This window comes from candidate division KSB1 bacterium, assembly GCA_034521575.1.
Classification (GTDB): Bacteria; Zhuqueibacterota; Zhuqueibacteria; order Residuimicrobiales; family Krinioviventaceae; genus JAXHMJ01.
This window is the reverse complement of the sequence record JAXHMJ010000005.1, coordinates 2,376,379-2,394,842: the sequence shown is the minus strand read 5'-3', so window position 1 is coordinate 2,394,842 and position 18,464 is coordinate 2,376,379. Positions and strand designations below refer to the sequence as shown.

Sequence of the window (18,464 nt, the reverse complement as noted above, 5' to 3'; positions counted from 1 at the left end):
CTTTCTATAAATGGTTTCTGATCAATTGCATAACGGTATCGGCGAGTTCTCTGTCTTTCGCCTTAAAGGCTCCGATCAGCCTGTTGCCGGATGGTCGCATAACAACATGCCCTTGATACGGCAAACTGGCAGCGATGCGATCGCCCGAATCCGAGACCTCGATTTCCCGTTGCTTTAGACTCTGTTTGAACTGATTCAGTGCATAAATCGCCTGGTCGGGCGATTCAAACAAGGCCGCAAATCCACTACAGGTCTGACCTTTCAATGTATATTGCGCGTGCAGCACCTGTCCAAAGGCGCCTTGTCCGAGAAATCCCCGTGTCACATAGGTTAGAGAATGCTCCACACGCAGGGTATCCGGCAACCAGGTTAATTTTTCCGGCAATGGCAAATCCGGGAGTTTATCGGCAATGGCCGCTGCCGTTTCGCGCATGACCGTCTTGACGGTATCCTCCAGACTGCCGGCGTTCAATTGGACAAAATATTTTCCTTTGTAAAACCGGATAGTCATTTCGGAGAGTGTTGCTTGTGTTCCGATATCGGCAAACCTCAAGTTGGGTTTACGATAGCTGCTGTACACACCGAACGCGTTCAGGGCAGTGCCCATATCGTACACATCAACTGTAAATGACAGAGCCGGGTTTGAATCCAGCATATAAGAAGCCGTAGCCATGATGTTGAATTCGTAATCCTTGTACAGCTCAGCTTCGCCGTTGATATATTCAAACAGGTTATCCGGCCCATACACCTCGGGTTCAAAATCATAGCTCCATCCCGGTGAAAAATCGGCATCCGGCAAAAAAGACACAATATCCGAATCTCCGGCAAAGACTGTGGTTCCGACGCATAATAATAAAAATAAAAATCGCATGACAGCCTCCGCAGATCAGGTGAACAGTTGACTGGCGCGGCGTATCGTTTGCACCGGATCGAGATGATTGGGACATTCGATCACACACTCGTCACAGGTTTCGCATTGAGACACATTCCGGCGCGCGCCGAGTTGTTGATAATTTTCCAGAGCCAGCTGGTAATCTTTGTATCCGTCGGCGTACATGACACAGCGGTTCAGATCGGCCAGGGACACACCGGACGGACATTGACCCTTGCAGGCCCCGCACATGCGACACAGTTTGTGATCAATTATATTGCCGTAACGGTGCAGTGATTTTCGGTCCAAAAACCCCATTTTGGACCCCATAACTTTGATGTTTTCATTCAAATGATCAAAGGTTTGGATTGCCGGTATTGCCGAAGTCACATTGGAATCAGACAGCGCCCATTTCAGCGCCGCCTGGTGCGCGGACAACGTTTCTGTAGCGCCGTCCTGATAACCGCCGGCCTGGGTTTTCATGGCAATAACTCCAATCCCCGCCTCCCTGGCGGTCTTTACGGCATTTTGCAGATTTTCATCTGATTTAAAATTATAAGCAGTCAACACCACATCGTAAAATCCGTTTTCCGCAGTATAATTCAGCAATTCCGCCATATTGCTATGCGTGGAAAACCCGACAAAACGGGTCTTGCCCTGTTCTTTCATACTCGCCAAAAACTCACGCAGGTCGTTGCGCTCCAGATCAGCGATATCACTTCTTCCGTGCAGCAGCAGGATATCCACATAATCGGTCTGCAGCGCTTTTAGGCTTTTTTGCACATCCTTCCGCATCTGTTCAATCGTACTGACTTTGACTTTTGTGGTAATGAATGCATCTTTACGCACATCTTTCAGGGCTTTGCCCACAATCTCTTCATTGTCTCCTCCCATATAAACGCGCGCTGTATCAAAATTATTCACTCCCCGGTCAAAAGCGGCGCGGATCACAGCCGGATCCGAGGTGCGCATACAACCAAACCCCAAAGTTGTAAAGGAAAGCCCGGTTTTTCCCAATGTCCGGTATTGCGGAACAATTTTTTCATTATCCATTGCCCATAACGGTTGTCGCACCAGCTCCCCGGCCACAGTGACCGTCAAAGCTCCCTGTGCGCTACGTTTAATGAACGATCGTCTGGAAATATTATTTCTTTTCATCTCAAACTCCTTTTTAACGATTGTAAACGCTTAACGGTTCAGCATACTCATAAATAAAGAAAAATGCAAATAAAATATTTTCGCAAACCGTTTCACGAGTTCATACAGATCTCGGGCGCTTTGCGCTCGGGTCTTGACGTCTACCGCTGAACCCGGCCCGATATATCACCTTGCACCACTTTGAGCACTTCTGACTCTTTCATCAGATTCATATCGCCGGGAATGGTTTGCTTCATGCCGGACGCCGCTACGGCAAATTCCAGAGCCGTTTGCCTGTCCATACCAGCCAGAATCGCATGAATGAGACCGGCTCCGAACGAGTCACCGCCGCCGACCCGATCGACCAAATGAATGTGATATTTGCGGCTGGAATAAAAATGATCGCCGTCATACAGCATAGCCGACCAGTTGTTGTCCGATGCGGACAGGCTTTCGCGCAAAGTAATCGCCACCAGTTCAGCGCCGCCCTGGTCCATCAATTGACGCGCCACGGATTGATAAATCCCGGTATCCAATTTTCCGCGGGTGACATCGGTTTCTTCAGCATGAATCCCGAATACATCCGCCGCATCTTCCTCATTGGCAATGATTACGTCCACGTATTGAACCAGTTCTGTCATCACTGCGCGTGCCTGGTCGCGGGTCCAGAGTTTCTTGCGGTAGTTCAGGTCACAACTGACTTTTAGTCCTGCTTTTTTGGCGACTTGAACGGCCTCCAGACTGACTTTGGAGGCGCTCTCGGAAATCGCCGGTGTAATACCGGTCACATGAAACCAGTCCTTGTCCCGGAACACCGCCGGCCAGTCCACCATGCCGGGTTGTATTTCAGAAATCGCGGAATGCGCGCGGTCATAGGTCACATTCGACGGCCGGATCGAAGCGCCGTGCTCCAGAAAATAAATGCCCAGGCGCGTGCCGCCGCGCAGCACATATTCGGTATCAACGCCATAACGGCGCAGCGTGTCCAGCGCCGCGTCTCCCACCGGATTCTCCGGTAACCGCGTGACAAACCAGGCGTGATTGCCCAGTTGTGCCAGAGACACCGCAACATTACCCTCGCCGCCGCCATAAGTGGCCTGAAATTGACCGGCCTGTACAATGCGCTCATAATGATAGGGCGCCAGTCTTAACATGATTTCACCCAACGTTACAATCTTTGCGCTCATATTTATCCCTGTTTTTGGTTCAATTGTTTATTGATATAACATCGCTTGCCCTTTAATTTCATCCTTTAATAAAATCCGTACGCATCGGTGAAAAGGCATCCAGCAGTATGCCTTTTTCCCGGCAAACCACGCCGTGTCTGGCATTCGAGGGAACCACAAAACCGTCCCCCTGACGTAATATCTCTTTTTCACCTTCTATGGCTACCTCAAACTCACCCTCAAGAACATGCGAAACCTGTTGATGCGGATGCTGATGCGGGGCGCCCACAGCATCTTTTTCAAAATAAACCTTGACCAGCATCAGATCAGAATCATGACCCAGTATTTTCCGGGACACACCCTGCCCCAACTCCTCCACCATTACAGTGGCGCCTTTAATAAATTTTTGCATGGATTTAACCTCCAAAGATGATTAAATAACTTTCCTGCTCATAAAATATCTCCATGATTCCCCTCCTGTATTATAGTTTATTTTCGTTTATTTGAGTATTTCGCGTGTTTCGCGGGCACCAACCACGAAATACACGAATCACACGAAAAGACTCTATTCTTCATTAATATAAACCCGCGGCACCCGCGTGTTGATATTGGTCAATATCTCATAAGGGATCGTGCCGGCCCACTCGGCCAGTTCCTCCGCTCTCAATGTCTGTCCGTTCATTTCACCCAGCAGCACCACCTCATCACCATTATAAGCGCTGTCCCATTCCAGATTCACCACAATCTGATCCATGGAAATGCGGCCCACCACCGGATAGCGCTTGCCGTTGATCAGCACCTCTGCCTGTCCGGACATGGAGCGGAAATATCCGTCACCGTAACCGACAGGTACCGTAACTGCTCGAACCATATGATCACTTTGCCAGGCAGATCCGTATCCCACCGGATGTCCCGGCTTGATCACTTTGAAATAAACCACCCGTGATTTCCAGGTCAGGGCGGGTTTCACATCCACGGTCTTGCGCGCCTCCCCGGACGGATACACGCCGTACAACGTCAATCCGGGACGGATCATGTCAAACTGCGCCTCGGGCAAGTGCAGCACGGCGCCGGAATTGGCGGCATGCCGCGTGGGCATCGGGGCGCCGAACGATTCGAAAACGGACAGGGCCTTGTTAAAACGCTCAAGCTGCAGTCGCGTATGTGTCAAATCCTGATCATCCGCATTGGCAAAATGCGTAAACACGCCGTTAATGTGAATAGTACGGCAATTCAAAGCGGTTTCAATAAACGTTTCGGCGTTATAATAATGCACGCCGATCCGCTCCATACCGGTGTCAGATGATCAAATGCACGTTGGCTGTTTTTTGCAAACGCTCAGCCGCCTGATCAATCTGTTTCAGCTTGGTGATCGAGGATGCGGTGATCATCAGATCATGCTCGATAAAATACGGCACCTGATTGCCGAGCACTCCGCCCATCACCAGAATCGGCAACGTCACACCTTTTTTGCGCAGCAGCACTCCCTCTTCCAGAAACGCGACGCCCAGCGCATCGGCTCCCAGCTCCTGCATCAGCCGGGCCACCCGTACCAGACCATGTCCGTAGGCATTGGCTTTTAATACCGGCATCATTTTCGCCGGGCGCACATGCTGTTTGATGGCATTGAAATTATGCCGCAATTTGCTCAAATCCACCTCGACCAGCGTCGGTCGCACGATATCATCATGCTCATAAATGGTCGGTGTATGAATCGGATATTTTAAAGGTTTGTCATCCTGACTCATGCTGTCAATCCGTGATATAGTCTCCGTTCATGATTTTTTGGCGTTCATTCACCAGATAACCCAGTTTATTTTTCATATCGGCCATATCCTCGCCGGACGTCGAACGCAGTTTTGTTTCCAGGTCCTCCAGTTCTTCCTCCACAATCGCCTGCTGCAGCTCGACAATGCAATCGCGGGTAAACTCCCAAACCCGGGGATGGGAGTCCTCCTGCATCATCACCTGGGTGAGGCGTTTGGCAATGACCGGGGTTTCCACCCGGGCCAGCACCTGTTCCGGCTGAAACGTCAGCGGATCGATATCCTCCTGCATCAGCCCGGCCAGAATAGCGCGTATCTCTGTGTGTCGAATATGCTCCAAATTGATATTGCGCATAATTTTCGGAATCAGCTCCGGATCCTTGAGTACCGCTTCCAGCAGTCCCAGTTCAGCCAATCCGCGTTTTCTGAAAAAATAATCATCCGTTTCCGGCGTTTCATCCGTCTGCCGCACACGGACGCGGCGCTGCTGATCCAGTTTTTTGATCTCGCTCCACAACGAAACCTCTTCGATGTTGAGGCGTTCGGATAAATCCCGCACCAAAAACGCCCGGCGGATCGGATCATGAACCCGAGACACTGATGTCAGAATCTGCCGGGTGGCATTGGCGCGCTCCGTGGCGCTTCCGTGCTTGCCCTTGTGCTCCAGAGTGGCAATCTTGAATTCCAGCAGCGGCACGGCTTCACTGATGGTGCGCTTGACCGCGTCGGGCGTGCTTTGACGCACAAAGTCATCCGGATCCATATCCTGCGGAATGCTGCAGACTTTGACGTCCAGACCGTTTTCCAGCAGGATATCGCCGCCGCGCAACGCAGCGCTGGCGCCGGCCTGATCCGAATCATACAGCATCACCGCATTGGTGGTGTAGCGGCGCAACAGAACCGCGTGATCTTCAGTCAGGGCTGTGCCGGAGGTCGCCACAACATTGCGGACCCCTGATTTCCACAGACTGGTAAAATCTGTATAACCCTCCACGATCACCACTTCGTCCTGCTGGCGAATCTCGGAGCGCGCCATATACAAACCGTAAAGGATATAGCGTTTTTGATAAATCTCACTTTCCGGAGAATTGATATACTTTGGGGAATTGTCCTCGCTCAGGCGGCGCGCCCCGAATCCCAGAACCTGTCCGCTCAGGGATTTGATAGCAAAGGTAATGCGGCCGCGAAATCGGTCATAGTAACGTCCTTCTTTGTTGCGCACCACCAATCCCGCCTTTTCCAAAAGCTCTGTTTTCAAAGAGCGCTGTGCCGCCCGTTTAATCAGATTGTCCCAGCCCTGCGGGGCGTATCCGATGGAAAATGTCTCAAAATCCTCAGGGGTAATGCCGCGCTTTTCCAGATAATCCCGGGCCGTGGCCCCCTTGTCTTCCCGGATGCTCTGTTTAAAATAATCGGCAGCCATATTCAGTACATAAAAAAGCGCTTCTTTTTCACGGTATTCCCGAAAGTCGTCCGCCTCTTCCGGGAGACTGACTCCGGCATCCCGGGCCAGCTGTTTGACGGCCTCTGGAAAGGTGACCCCCTCCATTTTCATCAAAAATGTGAACACATTGCCGCCGGCGCCGCAGCCGAAACAATGAAAAATTTGCAAATCCGGATTGACGCTGAAGGACGGCGTTTTTTCCTTGTGAAACGGACACAGGCCGAAATAATTGCGTCCGCGCTGCCGCAACGCCAGATAACCGGACACCACATGCACGATATCCGTGGCTGTGCGCACCTGATCGACTATTTCAGAAGGAATCCGGTTCACCCTGTCACCTCAACTTTCCCGAATCCGACGAATAATTTCAGTTGTGGACAGGCCCTCAACCCCCGGTATCAGCAGGATGTCGCCGCCATAGGACTCAATTAACCGTCGCTCCGGCTGATTGACCGTATCCACTGTGTAATCTCCGCCCTTGGCATAAATATCCGGTTCAAGTTTTGAAATAATATCCAGCGGGGACGCTTCCGGAAAAATAATAATATAATCCACACACTCTAACGCGGCGAGAACAATGGCGCGCTGATCCTCCGGCAGTATCGGCCGCTGCGGCCCCTTGACTCTCCGAATCGATTCGTCGGAATTCAGGCCCACCACCAATGCCTCACCCGCTGCGCGAGCCTGCTGCAGATACAAAACATGTCCGGCATGCAAAATATCGTAACAGCCGTTGGTCCACACCATTCTGAGTTTGTTTTTTTTCAGTTCGCTGCGAATCTTTAATAACTCGTCCAAAGTTTTAATCTTGGAGGATACAGACGTCATCTTTATCATTCTTGTTTGATAATGAAATGAATTTTTATTAAGTTAATAAAGTTTGCTAGAGATCAAAATGAATTTACACATTTTATTTCAGAAATATGGGAAATATTCTGTCTGCATGGGTGTTTAACAATCGATTATGAGTCATTCATTATTGGATCAGTTCCAACAATTTATTCACACATACGACCTGATAACACAGGACGATCACATCCTGATTGCGGTATCCGGCGGTGTGGATTCAATGGTTCTTTTCGAACTTTTTCTCCAATCTCGCGTAAAATGGAATTTACAGCTATCCGTGCTGCATTTGAATCATCAATTGCGCGGCGCAGACTCGGATGCCGACGAACAATGGGTGCGGGACCTATGCGAACGCCATGCGATTCCGTTGGCAACGGAGCGTGTTGATGTGAACCACTATGCACAAAACAGCGGTCAGTCGCTGGAAACCGCAGCCCGCGAATGCCGTTACGCGTTTTTTGAAAAAACCGCAAACCAGCTGAATGCCAACAAAATCGCCACCGCTCATAATGTAAACGATCAGGCCGAAACCCTGTTGGACCGGATATGCCGGGGAACCGGAATCCGCGGATTATGCGGGATCCCGGTTCACCGCGATCGCTACATTCGCCCATTACTCTTTGCGGAACGCAATGAGATTGAACGATTTGCAAAACAACAAAATATTCTATACAGAACGGATCACAGCAACCGCGATATCACATTTAAACGAAACAAAACAAGGCACGTGCTGTTACCCCTGCTGCAAAAAGAATTCAATCCCGGCGTGATTACGGCGCTCGCGAACTTGGCCGGTCATGCCGCGGAAACCACAACATATCTCGATAAAGAGGCCGAAAACGCCCTGAAAACATGTATCGTGCGCCGGGAACCTGACAAAATTATTCTTGATATTAAGCAATTTTTAACGTATCTTAAATCTTTACAAAAAATTATGTTGCGTTATTGTTTGATTGAACTGGGGTACAATCCGAATCTGCTCAACCAACGAAACCTCACATCAATTGAACAATTTATCGTGTCGAAACACAGCAGCGGCCGACTGAAAATCAGCGATATTTCGTTTTACAAAACCGCCAAGACTCTTATTGTGGGTCATCTGGATACGACATACCATCATATGACCCTGCCGGCTGCCACAGGCTGTTTTTCTCTATGGAATGGATATACTCTGCACATCAGTAAAGTTAAGGATACCCCGGATTGGCATCATTCCAACAATTTGATAGAATATATCGATGCAGATTCGTTTTTGGCGCCGGTGCAGGTAAGATCGTACAAGCCGTCCGATCGTTTTTATCCGGTTAATGGAAGCGGATCAAAATCAATATCGGATTTTTTTATTGATGAAAAAGTAAACCGGTACGAGCGGTCTTTCATTCCGATCCTCGAATGCAAAACCGGCATTGTATGGATTTGCGGATACCGACTGGATGATCGGTACAAAGTCACGCCGTCAACCACTTTGTATTTAAAACTGGAACTCGACATTGAACGAAAAATCTGAATTTGAAAAAGTTGTCCACGATCAATCATTTCGCTGTCTGCTGTCTCACGAGGACATTCAAAAACGTACCCGAGAACTCGGCCGGGAAATCACCCGGGATTACCGGGGAACAATACCCATTATCATTGGTATACTGAACGGCAGTTTTATTTTTATTGCCGACCTGGTGCGTAACATTGAGCTGGACGTTGAGATTGATTTTTTAAAAATTTCCAGCTATGGGGATGAAAAAATTTCATCCGGTGACGTGCAGATGATCAAGGATATCAATGCCGACCTCAAAGGCAGAGATGTTCTGATCGTGGAAGATATCGTCGATACAGGTCTTTCAGTCACCTTTTTAAAAAAGCATCTGTCCGAAAGGCAGCCGGCATCCATAAAGTTTGCCTCTCTGCTGTTCAAAAAAGAGGTGGCCAAACTGGACTTTAATGTGGATTATGTCGGTTTTGAAATACCCAACGATTTTGTCGTGGGCTTTGGACTGGATCACAAGCAGATACTGCGTAATCTGCCGGATATTTATGTTATGGATTAATAAAAACTGGATCACTATTATGCTTCAACCCAATCAGAAAAAAGACTCTAAAAATCAGAATCAAAAGCCGCAAGGCCCCCAATGGGGCAAAGCCTCGCGTTCACTGCTGTTCTGGATCGGTTTATTCATTGTAGCGCTGCTGATTTCTCAGCAGTTCAGCGACAACCGGGGCAGACAGGAGGATCTGACCTATAATCAATTCATGAACCTCATGGAATCCGGTGATATTCGAAAAATAGATATTAAAAACAACGTCATCACCGGCCAGACGGTACAGCCTGCCGCTCAACAAACCACAGATACCCCGCCGTCAGAAACACAGGAGGAGGCAGCAGCACAGCAGTTCAAAGTGGTTTTAACCACAGCGCCGGAGTATTCGACGCTGGAGAGCTGGCGCACTGATTATAATGTAGAAATCAATATCAAAGAAGATAATCCCGGCGTCTGGAATTATTTGCTCACCGCTCTGCCCTGGATCCTTCTCATCGGCTTTTGGGTTTATCTGATCCGGCGCATGAATGCCGGCGGAGGCGGTCAGAAAGGCATTTTCAATTTCGGAAAATCACGCGCCAAACTGTTTAACGAGAATTATCCCAAAGTCACATTTGAAAATGTAGCCGGCGCCGACGAGGCCAAGACCGAACTGGGCGAGATCATTGATTTCTTAAAAGAACCGGAAAAATTTCAGAAACTGGGCGGCAAAATCCCCAAAGGCGCGCTGCTGCTCGGACCTCCCGGAACCGGGAAAACTCTGCTCGCCAAAGCCATCGCCGGTGAAGCCGGTGTGCCGTTTTTCAGCATGTCGGGAGCGGATTTTGTCGAAATGTTTGTCGGAGTCGGCGCCTCGCGTGTGCGCGATTTGTTCGAACAGGGCAAACGCAATGCACCCTGCATTATTTTCATCGACGAACTGGATGCAGTGGGCCGGCACCGCGGCGCCGGACTCGGCGGCGGTCATGATGAACGCGAGCAAACTCTGAATCAGCTGCTGACTGAAATGGACGGATTCGAGTCCAATGAAGGGGTTATTCTCATTGCAGCCACCAACCGGCCGGACGTTCTGGATTCCGCGCTGCTGCGGCCGGGACGCTTTGACCGGCAGATCGTTGTGGATCGTCCCGATGTACGCGGACGCGAAGGTGTTTTGCGTGTCCACACTCAAAACATACCGGTCGCCAAAAATCTCGATCTCAAGGTGCTGGCCAAGGCCACCCCCGGATTTTCCGGAGCGGACCTGGCCAATATGGTGAACGAAGCCGCCTTGCTCGCAGCGCGGAAAAACAAGAAAAAAGTGTATATGGTCGATTTCGAAGAGGCCAAAGATAAAGTGGTCATGGGCACGGAACGGCGCAGCATGCTGATCAGTGAAAAAGAAAAAGAGAGCACGGCATATCACGAAGCCGGACATGTACTGGTTGCCAAGCTGACGCCGGGCGCGGACCCCATCCACAAAGTCACGATTATCCCGCGCGGCCGCGCGCTCGGGGCCACCATGACCCTGCCGATAGACGAGAAACACAATTATTCAAAAACCTATTGCCTGGCCATGCTCCGGCAGCTCCTCGGCGGCCGCGGCGCTGAAAAAATCGTATTCAACGAAATGACCACCGGCGCCGGCGATGATATCCGCAAAGCCACAGAGCTCTCGCGTAAAATGGTGTGCGAATGGGGCATGAGCGATGTGATGGGTCCCCTCACCTATGGCGAAAAACAGGAAGAGATCTTTCGGGCCGGGAAATCTCCCAGCACCGCGATTATTCCGAAGCCACTGCACAAATCATCGACAAAGAAGTGCGCAAACTCATTGATGAAGCGGAAAAAGATGTCATTAAATTACTCGATGATAATCTCAATACGTTGCACCGACTCACCAAAGAACTGCTCGAACGCGAGTATCTGAACGGTGAAGAAATCGATAAAATCCTGGCCGGAGAAAAACTGCCGCCGGTCAAAAACAACAAATCCACAAAACGCAAACAGAAAAAAACCGGCGCTAAAGCATCAACCGCTTCCCCAAAAACAAAAAACACGGATTCCCAAAAGTCTGATAAAACGGATTAATGACACGCACCTCTACATATACCTGGTCCTGCGCGTCCCGATCCATCAGCATCGGGACGCGCACCCTGATTATGGGGGTGCTGAACGTCACACCGGACAGTTTTTCCGACGGCGGCGCCTATGCCAACATTGACCGTGCTGTTCAGCATGCCCTTGATATGCATGCCCGGGGCGCCGATATGATTGATATCGGCGGCGAGTCATCCCGTCCCGGCGCGGAGCCGGTGTCTGAAGCGGAAGAACTGAACCGCACCATTCCGGTGATCCGGGCATTGCGCGTAAAACTGGATTGTCCGATCTCCATAGATACGACCAAATCGGCAGTGGCAAAAGCAGCCATTCAATCCGGCGCTGATATCATTAATGACATCAGCGCCTGCCGTCTCGATCCGGATATGATTCCTCTAACAGCGGAAACCGGGGCCGGAGTGGTGCTCATGCATATGCAGGGCGACCCTCGCAGCATGCAGAAAAACCCGCAGTACACGGACGTGGTTCATGATATAATCGCGCTTCTGCAGAAACACATCGATGATCTGCTGGCGCTTCACATCAAACCGGATCAGCTGATCGTCGATCCGGGTATTGGCTTTGGTAAAAGCGTTGCAGATAATTACGAATTACTGCGCCGACTGCACGAATTCAAAACCCTGGACCGTCCGATTCTGGTCGGCCCGTCGCGCAAATCCTTTATCGGAAAGCTTCTCGATCTTCCGCCGCAGGAACGTCTGGAGGGTACCCTTGCCGCAGCTGTAGCTGCGATTATGAACGGCGCAGATATCCTCCGCGTACATGATGTCCAGGCCGTGCAGAGAGCAGTACGGGTTACTGATGCAATAACCGGAAAACTATTAGTGGACAAGTTATGAGATTCACTCTGTTTCAAATCGGTTTTCTCCCCGTCACCATCATGGATATCGTCGATATCACCTTGATGTCGTTTATAATTTATCGACTCTATCGCTTTCTCAGAGGGACGCGCGGCGTACAGATGATGGTAGGACTGATCATCCTGATTGTGGCCTCGGCACTGGCGCCGCTTTTGCAGCTCAAAGGCCTGGGCTGGATTTTTGAAAACCTGCGTACGGTGTGGCTTTTGGCATTTGTAATTTTATTTCAGCCCGAAATCCGGAGATTGTTGATCTATATCGGACAAAGCCGACTGGTTCGAACCTTTGTACAAATCAGCGAAAGCCGGATTATCGATCAGGTCGTGGATGCCACGGTTGCGCTGCAGGACCGAGGCTACGGCGCCCTGATTGTTCTGGTGCGCGAAACCGGTATCCGCAGTATTATCGAAAGCGGCACGCGCATTCAGGCCGAAGTCACCACACCTTTGCTGATCTCCATTTTCAATCCCCGATCCCCCCTGCACGACGGCGCCGTCATCATTCAAAATGACTTGATTGAAGCGGCTAAATGTCTGCTGCCGATCTCTGAAGAAGAATACGGCGACCTGGAATTCGGCACCCGGCATAAAGCAGCCCTCACCCTGTCCCAGGATTCCGATACCATGATTATCGTGGTATCAGAAGAACGCGGACAAATTTCCATCGCGATCGGCGGAGAACTGCAGATTGATTTGTCGACAGCTGAACTGAAAAAAGTGCTGGTGGAAGGATTCCGCTACGGCGACACCAAGGTCAAATAATCAGTTTCCATCCTTGTTTATTCTTCGTTGCCGCCTTGTCTCAGATAATTGACGATATCAACCGGTTTCCCGTCTTTGACATAGACGCGCGGCAGACGGCGTCCGAATGTTGACATGACTTCATAAGAGACGGTTCCGCTCAAATCAGCGATAAAGTGCGGAGAAATTTCCATGTCGTGATCAACCCCCATCAGCGTTATCACCTCACCGACTTCAACATCCGGCAGTTCGGTAATTTTGACAAATCCCGCATCCATACACAATCCGCCTATGACCGGCAGCAATTTGCCCCGGCAAAGGACCTGTCCAATCTTGCTCAAATTGCGCGAGTATCCATCGGCATAGCCGACAGGCAGTACAGCGATGGTTTCGTCATTCTCCGCCATATACTTTCGGCCATAGCCCACGCTATCACCGCGGTGAATCTCGCGCACAGAGGCAATGCGTGTCCGCACATGCATGGCCGGTTTCAACGTAAACGGCCGACGCACATGGTCGGAAGGGAAATAACCATAGGTCATCAGTCCCACACGCACCATATCATAATGCGCCTGCGGCAGATCCAGTGCGCCGCCGCTGTTTACCATATGCCAGATCGGAATATTCAAATCAAGATTTCTCCGCACCTGCTCCAGCCGTTCGATCTGCAGATGAGCAAAACTTTTATCAAGGGCATCGGACATGGCCAGATGCGAAAACACACCCCGGAGCTGAAGTCCAGGCAGGGCAGCGCATTTTCGAATAAAATCAGGAGCAGAATCAAACGGCACGCCGTAGCGGCTCATACCGGTATCCACTTTGACATGGATAACCGCTTTTTCGGAAGCGGCATCTGAAAGCGCCTTTGCCACTGTTTCCCGGTAAACCATCTGTTCAATCGAATAACGAATCACCACCTCTGCCTGATCCGGAAAAATCGGTCCCATATTCAGAACAGGGCATCGGATCCCGGCGTCCCGCAATTCAACCGCCTCATCCAGTGTGACCACCCCCAGATAATCCACCCCGAGCTGTTCATACAGTCGGGCCACCGGCACAGCGCCCAGCCCATAGGCGTCGGCTTTGACCACAGCCAGCAAACGTGTATCTTCCAGATACGTTTGGATTGCCTTTATATTCAATTCCAGGGCATCCAGGTCCACATCAATCCAGGCAGGCCGGTACATCTTGTCCATAGTTTAATCCTCTCTCAATTCGTTTCATTCGCTTTGATGGCGCATATACTGTCCGATAATCCGATATGGTAACAATAAGTTGGAAACGGGACCACCTCAACCTGAAAATTCTCCTCAAGCCGCGGGATAAATTCCGACTCGGCGGAATAACGCAGCGGTTTGAAACCGCCGCTTTGTATAAAAACATCCCGTTTTCCAAACAGCGTGGCCGCCATATAGCATTCACTTAAATGAATCTTCCGACCGGGATCATTGGCGTCCACGACCCACTGCTTTTCCTCGGGACCAATCAGCGCCACGCCGCCGTGGATCACGTCCACATGCGGATGTGTTTGCATAAATTCATATCGCACCTGTAAATGATCTCGATGATACTGATCATCCGAATCGATAAACGTAATATAAAATCCTGAGCCTTTCCTGATCCCGCGGTTCCGGGTTTCGGCCGGACCTGTCCGCCGTTGTGACAAGAACCGGATACGGTTATCTATTTCAGTTAACGGCAGAATATCCTCTTTGACGCCGTCCGTGCTGCCGTCATCAATGATCAACAATTCCCAGTTTTCAAACGTCTGCCTTTGCACAGAATCAATAGCCCGGCTGATCAAATGCCGTCGATTGTATACGGGTAGTATAATGGATATTTTCAACGTGTTTTTCATAAAAGCCAGGACAGGGACAATATTCCGGTATAAAACAAATAGACCAGCAGCGCCACAGTCAAAACAACAAACAAAATACCCAGCAGCGTACGAATCAGCACAAACGCCACAGAGCCCGCCAGAATAACAACAAGCGTTTGAAAAATAAAGGTGTGCACTATAGACGCGTCGCCAAACAGTGCATAAAGCGGATACAGCGAATCAGCCGCAACGGTAATAACCACCAGCAGCACAAGACTTGACAAGGCCAGTTTCAGTAAAGTTTTCTGCATCATGGATGTCTTTAATTATGTTTTGGATTTATCATTCAAGAATGCTATCTTTTAAAAAGGAGTTTGCCATGAATCTCAAAATTTTCATCGGATTGATCATTATTATCGGCGCCGCATCGTTCCTGATTTTCAGCGGGGTGCGGGACACCTTTGTCTATTATACCACCATCTCCGAACTCAAGGCAAAAGACATGCCTGACGAACGCGGAATCCGGGTCAGCGGAACCATTGATCCGTCATCCATCCGCTGGCAGCCGGACAGTCTGGAGCTGTATTTCAAATTGACCGAGAATGACGACACCCTTGAGGTCTATTATCACGGGGCCATTCCCGACCAACTGAGCACGGCTCAGGTCGTGGTCGCAGAAGGACGCCTGAATGGACACAATTTCAAGGCATCAAAACTGCTTTTAAAATGTCCGTCAAAATACGAACAAAAATCGTCCACAGAGCATTTTAATGCCGGCACACCTTAGAATAAATCTTTAACTTTATCCTTTACCTTGTCAGTCTGTTTTCTTTTTTCAGACTCGAGCCGTTTTAGAACCTGCGCCCGCTTTTCCTCGAGCCGGGACTCGAGTCGCTCCACTTCTTGCGTATAGGTCTGCATCTGTGAACTCAGGTTCCGGGTTTGTCGATCCACCATGGCATTGAGTTTTGTTCTCTCTTGATCGACACGCGAGGTAATTTCCCGCTCGATTTCTTGCCGCGCCTGCATCACCTGATCTCCCACCCGATCCCGAACTTGCTGCACAACAAAATCATCTATATTGGACCGGACTTTAAACTCTGTAGACGCATCATCACTGACCAGATTTGCATGGATATCAATATTGTCAGCTGACACAAATACGGACTGTAAAAGTTCACTCCAGCTGTCCCGGGCGGCTTGATCAAACCCAAACGCCATATTGCGGCCGGCAAAATCAAGGGAACCCTCTATTCGCTGTTCCTGCATCACCAGCCGCGCCGACACTTGACCTTTGCCCTTTGTCACGTTTTGCGGCAGCCATTTGGAATCACTCAAGACTACGCCGGCAAACGGCATTTCCATCACATTTACGCTAATCGATTCACGCGGTTCATTGAGATAATTAAATTCACCGCTAAACGTCAAAGCCGCCTTGTCTGCACGCCGTCCCTGGAGGGACAGAGTCATGGGTTCACCGATCAGGGACTGACGGGATACGATATGATTGACCTGACCGTCCAGCAAAAGTCCGTTTGCCGCGGTGCCCGAGATTTTGACCCGTTTGATCCATAGACTCGGATCAACCTGGCGGGCTGTAAAATGTATCGTCTGCCCCTTGAATCGGGGCGGTTTTTCTTTTTTGGGTTGATCGGATTTGAGTTTCGCGCTGTAATGCCGCACCTGACCGGTGATCTGCAGCACCGAATTGACCTTTTTAACAATCTCCGGACCGAATAAAAACAATCCAATATTCTCTTTGCTGATCGAGGGCAGTTTGGCCTTGTCCAGGGCCCGGGCCATATCCCGGGAAATCCAGTCATCCACCCGACCCACCTGCCTCTGAGTCATGGAAAGATCCTGCTGTAGAGAATCCGCAGCCTCGAGAGTAAACGACTTTAAGGAATCAATTTTATCATAAACCTGTTTAAGGGTTTCGGCTGTTTTCTCAAGTTGTACAACTGTTTTGATTTTATCCGGTTGTATAGACTGCACCTTGTTGTCGATCTGCGCATATTCGGATTGCCAGGCATCCGAGGTGAGTGTGGAATCCCATTTGCTGTACAGATGCTCAAGTTCATCGGATAATGAATCAATCCGCTGCGGCGTTTGAAGATCCAGTAATTTCAAAATGCTGTCGACATTGACTGATTTTGTCATTGCATCCAGATTCCAGGCGGGCGCCTGCCCGGCCTGTTCCTGCAGCCGGTCCATAGTTTTGGAAACAAAGGTCGGTTTTTTATCGCCTTTCTTTTTCGCCAGTTTGCCGTCCGTGGTCCGCGGCGTGCCCGACGTGATGTTGATGACCTGGACGTTCTCTATGATGATATTTTTGGAGAACAACGGGACAAGCTGCATCTTAAACTCGGTTGCCCCGGTGGTCAATATGTTCTCCATGGTTTGTCTGGGATGGGTGACCTGAAGGCTGTCCCAGCGGACATGCAATCCCAGTAATGACAAATCAAGATTGTCAATTTCAACGCGGGCCCCCACAGCAGCATTTCCGAGTGCTTCCAGTCTGGCTTCAAACCACTCATCACTGAAAATCAACCCCAACACCAGAACAATAACAACAGTGACAATGAGAAAAATAATACCTTTCCAGCGCACGATTTATTCTCCCAATTTTTGCAACCGTTCAAACCAGGAATAGAGTTTGCTTCCCATCAAAGCCTGGACGATCTTTAGTTTTTTGATGCGCTCTTCGAGACGTTCTCTGTAATACACCACAAACCGTTTCATCAACAGAAAAACAGGAACGATCAGCAGTATGCAAACCAGCAGACTCCCCAGCACAACAGTATTGTTCAAGTTAAAATAAGCCATTACCGGCGCCTGGCTGACAAACAGCCAGACAGATTCTAAAAAGGAAACCTCAACAAGAAGGAAATAACCGAGTTCATGAAACAAAGGATCTAAAAGATAGGCAAACAAACTGAAAAACAGGAATGCCAGTATTGCCATTGAAATGTTAACGTTCAGAATAATAATCAGCACGGCGATCAGTAGATTATGAGCATTCCACGGGGGAGTGAGTCCAGGAAACATCCCAAGGACAAATCCCCAGGACAGCTGGACCGGCGTTGCATTGGAACGCAGCGCCTTGATCAATTTGGAAATCAGCTTTAAAACGATCATGAATCCATTCCTTACAAAAGTTCAAAGGTTCAAACCGAGTCGCGGAACCGTAAAGTGTGCGAGATTAAGAGTCGATAAACGGAATCAAACTGATAAGCAGAACTGCCGCACACATGATCAGGAAAACACGCGCATAATTCTTTAAAGAAACGCTGCGGGTCATACGGATAATCTGATAAACCGCCAGGGTCAGAACCGGAATAATGCAGGCCCAGTGATGCCAGGAACTGACCTGGATTTTATAATTCAGGCTCAATAAAATTCCGGTTACAAATTCCAGTAAAAGTGAAAATCGGACGATTTGCGCCAGCATGGTTTCAAAAAACGTCGGGACGCGCTCACCAGCCCGGAAAAATCGAAACGCGAGTACGGCATAGCCGATCATCAATACCACGGCCAGAATCCGGTGTCCGATTTCTATCACAACATTCATTACAACCCCTTTTGATAAAAAATCCATTTATAACAGTTTAAATAATTATTTTCCAAATTGCAATATGAAAATACAGAACCAGGCAGATCAGCCTCCCGGCTGCCATTC

At 49.6% G+C, this 18,464-nt stretch carries 19 protein-coding genes and 1 pseudogene; 6 read left to right on the top strand and 14 right to left on the bottom strand.

Features of this window, described 5'->3' with window-relative positions; genetic code table 11:
- Nucleotides 1–4: 4 nt before the first annotated feature.
- From U5R06_23770 to rfaE2, 8 genes are all read right to left on the bottom strand, one after another.
- On the bottom strand, nucleotides 5–871 hold the full coding sequence (locus tag U5R06_23770; protein ID MDZ7725760.1) for a DUF6599 family protein: 867 nt from the start codon (nucleotides 869–871) through the stop codon (nucleotides 5–7).
- A 15-nt stretch (nucleotides 872–886) separates the two neighbouring features.
- Entirely contained in the window at nucleotides 887–2,029 is a 1,143-nt protein-coding gene (locus U5R06_23765) for an aldo/keto reductase (GenBank protein ID MDZ7725759.1), read from the bottom strand.
- 140 nt (nucleotides 2,030–2,169) lie between these two features.
- Nucleotides 2,170–3,195, bottom strand: coding sequence for a sugar kinase (locus U5R06_23760; GenBank protein ID MDZ7725758.1), 1,026 nt, complete (start codon nucleotides 3,193–3,195; stop codon nucleotides 2,170–2,172).
- 58 nt (nucleotides 3,196–3,253) lie between these two features.
- Nucleotides 3,254–3,586, bottom strand: a complete 333-nt coding sequence (locus tag U5R06_23755; GenBank protein MDZ7725757.1) for a cupin domain-containing protein — start codon at nucleotides 3,584–3,586, stop codon at nucleotides 3,254–3,256.
- Between the two features lie 153 nt (nucleotides 3,587–3,739).
- Nucleotides 3,740–4,465 carry an alanine racemase gene (alr, locus tag U5R06_23750; protein ID MDZ7725756.1) on the bottom strand — a complete coding sequence of 242 codons (726 nt, stop codon included), beginning with the start codon at nucleotides 4,463–4,465 and terminating at the stop codon, nucleotides 3,740–3,742.
- 7 nt (nucleotides 4,466–4,472) lie between these two features.
- Complete coding sequence (locus tag U5R06_23745) at nucleotides 4,473–4,922, bottom strand: alanine racemase (GenBank protein ID MDZ7725755.1); 450 nt, start codon at nucleotides 4,920–4,922, stop codon at nucleotides 4,473–4,475.
- A gap of 4 nt (nucleotides 4,923–4,926) precedes the next feature.
- Nucleotides 4,927–6,714, bottom strand: coding sequence for a DNA primase (gene dnaG, locus U5R06_23740; protein ID MDZ7725754.1), 1,788 nt, complete (start codon nucleotides 6,712–6,714; stop codon nucleotides 4,927–4,929).
- A gap of 9 nt (nucleotides 6,715–6,723) precedes the next feature.
- The gene (gene rfaE2, locus U5R06_23735) at nucleotides 6,724–7,212 is read right to left on the bottom strand and encodes a D-glycero-beta-D-manno-heptose 1-phosphate adenylyltransferase (GenBank protein MDZ7725753.1); all 489 of its coding nucleotides are present in this window, start codon (nucleotides 7,210–7,212) and stop codon (nucleotides 6,724–6,726) included.
- 136 nt (nucleotides 7,213–7,348) lie between these two features.
- On the opposite strand from rfaE2, the gene tilS reads away from it, so the two are divergent.
- From tilS to cdaA, 5 genes and pseudogenes are all read left to right on the top strand, one after another.
- Nucleotides 7,349–8,740 (top strand): tRNA lysidine(34) synthetase TilS, encoded by a 1,392-nt coding sequence (tilS, locus tag U5R06_23730; protein ID MDZ7725752.1) that lies wholly within the window; start codon nucleotides 7,349–7,351, stop codon nucleotides 8,738–8,740.
- On the top strand, nucleotides 8,724–9,275 hold the full coding sequence (gene hpt, locus U5R06_23725) for a hypoxanthine phosphoribosyltransferase (protein ID MDZ7725751.1): 552 nt from the start codon (nucleotides 8,724–8,726) through the stop codon (nucleotides 9,273–9,275). The genes tilS and hpt overlap by 17 nt, the downstream gene beginning before the upstream one ends.
- A gap of 19 nt (nucleotides 9,276–9,294) precedes the next feature.
- A pseudogene (gene ftsH / locus U5R06_23720) lies at nucleotides 9,295–11,336 on the top strand (ATP-dependent zinc metalloprotease FtsH).
- Nucleotides 11,336–12,205: a dihydropteroate synthase gene (folP, locus tag U5R06_23715; protein ID MDZ7725750.1), complete on the top strand. Its 870-nt coding sequence runs from the start codon at nucleotides 11,336–11,338 to the stop codon at nucleotides 12,203–12,205. Before ftsH ends, folP begins: the two are co-directional and overlap by 1 nt.
- Nucleotides 12,202–12,987 (top strand): diadenylate cyclase CdaA, encoded by a 786-nt coding sequence (gene cdaA, locus U5R06_23710; protein MDZ7725749.1) that lies wholly within the window; start codon nucleotides 12,202–12,204, stop codon nucleotides 12,985–12,987. Before folP ends, cdaA begins: the two co-directional genes overlap by 4 nt.
- Nucleotides 12,988–13,004: 17 nt before the next feature.
- Here cdaA and alr (U5R06_23705) read toward each other — a convergent pair whose 3' ends face one another.
- The 3 genes from alr (U5R06_23705) to U5R06_23695 are packed head-to-tail and all read right to left on the bottom strand — an operon-like array spanning nucleotide 13,005 to nucleotide 15,099.
- Nucleotides 13,005–14,162 (bottom strand): alanine racemase, encoded by a 1,158-nt coding sequence (gene alr, locus U5R06_23705; GenBank protein MDZ7725748.1) that lies wholly within the window; start codon nucleotides 14,160–14,162, stop codon nucleotides 13,005–13,007.
- 14 nt (nucleotides 14,163–14,176) lie between these two features.
- Entirely contained in the window at nucleotides 14,177–14,824 is a 648-nt protein-coding gene (locus tag U5R06_23700) for a glycosyltransferase family A protein (protein MDZ7725747.1), read from the bottom strand.
- Nucleotides 14,821–15,099: a hypothetical protein gene (locus tag U5R06_23695; GenBank protein MDZ7725746.1), complete on the bottom strand. Its 279-nt coding sequence runs from the start codon at nucleotides 15,097–15,099 to the stop codon at nucleotides 14,821–14,823. Before U5R06_23695 ends, U5R06_23700 begins: the two co-directional genes overlap by 4 nt.
- Before the next feature lie 65 nt (nucleotides 15,100–15,164).
- On the opposite strand from U5R06_23695, the gene U5R06_23690 reads away from it, so the two are divergent.
- On the top strand, nucleotides 15,165–15,572 hold the full coding sequence (locus tag U5R06_23690; GenBank protein ID MDZ7725745.1) for a cytochrome c maturation protein CcmE: 408 nt from the start codon (nucleotides 15,165–15,167) through the stop codon (nucleotides 15,570–15,572).
- On the opposite strand, the gene U5R06_23685 is transcribed toward U5R06_23690, so the two are convergent.
- From U5R06_23685 to U5R06_23675, 3 genes are all read right to left on the bottom strand, one after another.
- Nucleotides 15,569–17,395: a TIGR03545 family protein gene (locus tag U5R06_23685; GenBank protein MDZ7725744.1), complete on the bottom strand. Its 1,827-nt coding sequence runs from the start codon at nucleotides 17,393–17,395 to the stop codon at nucleotides 15,569–15,571. The genes U5R06_23690 and U5R06_23685 overlap by 4 nt on opposite strands.
- A gap of 3 nt (nucleotides 17,396–17,398) precedes the next feature.
- Nucleotides 17,399–17,923 (bottom strand): TIGR03546 family protein, encoded by a 525-nt coding sequence (locus tag U5R06_23680; protein ID MDZ7725743.1) that lies wholly within the window; start codon nucleotides 17,921–17,923, stop codon nucleotides 17,399–17,401.
- A 64-nt stretch (nucleotides 17,924–17,987) separates the two neighbouring features.
- Nucleotides 17,988–18,356, bottom strand: a complete 369-nt coding sequence (locus tag U5R06_23675) for a hypothetical protein (GenBank protein MDZ7725742.1) — start codon at nucleotides 18,354–18,356, stop codon at nucleotides 17,988–17,990.
- Between the last annotated feature and the right edge of the window lie 108 nt (nucleotides 18,357–18,464).

What these genes read in the sequence shown, in the direction of transcription:
- U5R06_23680 (MDZ7725743.1), bottom strand. Translation starts at nt 17,923, where the DNA reads ATGATCGTTTTAAAGCTGATTTCCAAATTGATCAAGGCGCTGCGTTCC.
- alr (MDZ7725756.1), bottom strand. Translation starts at nt 4,465, where the DNA reads ATGGAGCGGATCGGCGTGCATTATTATAACGCCGAAACGTTTATTGAA.
- U5R06_23675 (MDZ7725742.1), bottom strand. Translation starts at nt 18,356, where the DNA reads ATGAATGTTGTGATAGAAATCGGACACCGGATTCTGGCCGTGGTATTG.
- U5R06_23690 (MDZ7725745.1), top strand. Translation starts at nt 15,165, where the DNA reads ATGAATCTCAAAATTTTCATCGGATTGATCATTATTATCGGCGCCGCA.
- U5R06_23700 (MDZ7725747.1), bottom strand. Translation starts at nt 14,824, where the DNA reads ATGAAAAACACGTTGAAAATATCCATTATACTACCCGTATACAATCGA.
- alr (MDZ7725748.1), bottom strand. Translation starts at nt 14,162, where the DNA reads ATGGACAAGATGTACCGGCCTGCCTGGATTGATGTGGACCTGGATGCC.
- U5R06_23760 (MDZ7725758.1), bottom strand. Translation starts at nt 3,195, where the DNA reads ATGAGCGCAAAGATTGTAACGTTGGGTGAAATCATGTTAAGACTGGCG.
- U5R06_23765 (MDZ7725759.1), bottom strand. Translation starts at nt 2,029, where the DNA reads ATGAAAAGAAATAATATTTCCAGACGATCGTTCATTAAACGTAGCGCA.
- U5R06_23745 (MDZ7725755.1), bottom strand. Translation starts at nt 4,922, where the DNA reads ATGAGTCAGGATGACAAACCTTTAAAATATCCGATTCATACACCGACC.
- U5R06_23695 (MDZ7725746.1), bottom strand. Translation starts at nt 15,099, where the DNA reads ATGATGCAGAAAACTTTACTGAAACTGGCCTTGTCAAGTCTTGTGCTG.
- tilS (MDZ7725752.1), top strand. Translation starts at nt 7,349, where the DNA reads ATGAGTCATTCATTATTGGATCAGTTCCAACAATTTATTCACACATAC.
- cdaA (MDZ7725749.1), top strand. Translation starts at nt 12,202, where the DNA reads ATGAGATTCACTCTGTTTCAAATCGGTTTTCTCCCCGTCACCATCATG.
- rfaE2 (MDZ7725753.1), bottom strand. Translation starts at nt 7,212, where the DNA reads ATGACGTCTGTATCCTCCAAGATTAAAACTTTGGACGAGTTATTAAAG.
- U5R06_23770 (MDZ7725760.1), bottom strand. Translation starts at nt 871, where the DNA reads ATGCGATTTTTATTTTTATTATTATGCGTCGGAACCACAGTCTTTGCC.
- folP (MDZ7725750.1), top strand. Translation starts at nt 11,336, where the DNA reads ATGACACGCACCTCTACATATACCTGGTCCTGCGCGTCCCGATCCATC.
- U5R06_23755 (MDZ7725757.1), bottom strand. Translation starts at nt 3,586, where the DNA reads ATGCAAAAATTTATTAAAGGCGCCACTGTAATGGTGGAGGAGTTGGGG.